The organism is Acidovorax sp. HMWF018 (genome assembly GCF_003061035.1).
In the GTDB taxonomy this organism is placed as follows: Bacteria; Pseudomonadota; Gammaproteobacteria; order Burkholderiales; family Burkholderiaceae_C; genus Acidovorax; species Acidovorax delafieldii.
On sequence record NZ_QAIM01000565.1, the window covers coordinates 649 to 1,784 of the forward strand.

The following is a 1,136-nucleotide window of genomic DNA, read 5'->3' on the forward strand; positions in this document are numbered from 1 at the left end:
ACCTCACGCCCCGAGGCCGCCACGAGACCAACCCCGCCTACCCCATGGACTGGGTGCGCCACCACGACCGGTATGCACCTTCCCTGCCAGCGGCTGGGTCTGCGGCGGCGCCAGCTGCACAGGCGCCACAGCCTTCACCGGCCCACACGGCGCCGGGCGGGTGCTGCTCCACACGGGGCTGAACCACACACGGTGGAGACCGCGACCATGGACGCCACCCTCTGGTCCTGGCTGGCCATCGCCGCCATGGGGGCGCTGCACGGGCTCAACCCCCTCACGGGCTGGGGGCTGGCCACCACCTGGAGCCTCTGTGCGCGTGACCACAGCATGCCACTGCGCGCACTGCTGCCCGTGGCCGTCGGGCACCTGGCCGCCGTGGCACTGACGGCGGCTGCGGTGGGGTGGAGGCTGTCGTTGTCGCCACCTGCCCTGCTGGCGGTGGCGGGCGGCCTGGGCGGGGTGGTGATAGTCGCTCGCGTGCGTCTGACGGGGGCGGCGTGGCATCGCCTGCGCAAGCCCGCCGGGCCTGTGGGCATGGCGCTCTGGTCCTTTGGGGTGGCCACGGGGCACGGTGCCGGGCTGGCGCTGGTGCCTGCGCTGGCGCCGCTGTGCGGGGGCGATGGCGCTGCAGGTGGAGTGGCCTCTGGGGGCGACGGGCTCTCCACCCCCTTGCTGTTCGCGCTGGCCGCGCTGGGGGTTCACACCCTGGCCATGCTGGCCGTCACCGGGGCCATGGCCGCTGCGGCCTGCCGCGGTGTGCAGGGCGCCCAGCGCTGGCTGCAACGCTACCGGGGTTGCAGCGGGGGCACTGCCCGTTGATCAGGCCTTGGCCGGGCGGTGCAGGGCGCAGATCTTGTTGCCGTCCGGGTCGCGCAGGTACGCCAGGTACAGCTTGCCGCCGGGGCCTTCGCGCCAGCCGGGGGGGTCTTCGCAGGTGATGCCACCGTTCGCTACACCGGCGGCGTGGAAGGCATCGGCCTGCTCGGGCGACTGCATGGCAAAACCGATGGTGCCGCCATTGGCAAAGGTGGCGGGCTCGCCGTTGATGGGGGTGGTGATGCCAAAGGTACCGGTGGGGCCGCGATAGAAGTAGCGGTTCTTGTTGGCCACCCCGGGCGGTACGCCCAGCGCCCCCA

Annotated in this window: 2 protein-coding genes and 1 pseudogene; 2 read left to right on the top strand and 1 reads right to left on the bottom strand. The window is 73.0% G+C overall.

What is annotated here, in order from left to right:
- Both DBR23_RS31630 and DBR23_RS24200 read left to right on the top strand, forming a co-directional pair.
- Positions 1-182 (top strand): annotated as a pseudogene (locus DBR23_RS31630) (hypothetical protein); the annotation flags it as partial.
- Positions 183-207: 25 nt separating this feature from the next.
- Positions 208-819 carry a hypothetical protein gene (locus DBR23_RS24200; protein WP_108499822.1) on the top strand — a complete coding sequence of 204 codons (612 nt, stop codon included), beginning with the start codon at positions 208-210 and terminating at the stop codon, positions 817-819.
- Here the strand turns inward: DBR23_RS24200 and DBR23_RS24205 are convergent.
- The coding region (locus tag DBR23_RS24205; RefSeq protein ID WP_108499823.1) for a VOC family protein at positions 820-1,136 on the bottom strand (317 nt) is incomplete at its 5' end.

Bases quoted from the DNA above. Each gene is read 5' to 3' on its own strand.
- DBR23_RS24200 (WP_108499822.1), top strand. From the start codon at position 208: ATGGACGCCACCCTCTGGTCCTGGCTGGCCATCGCCGCCATGGGGGCG.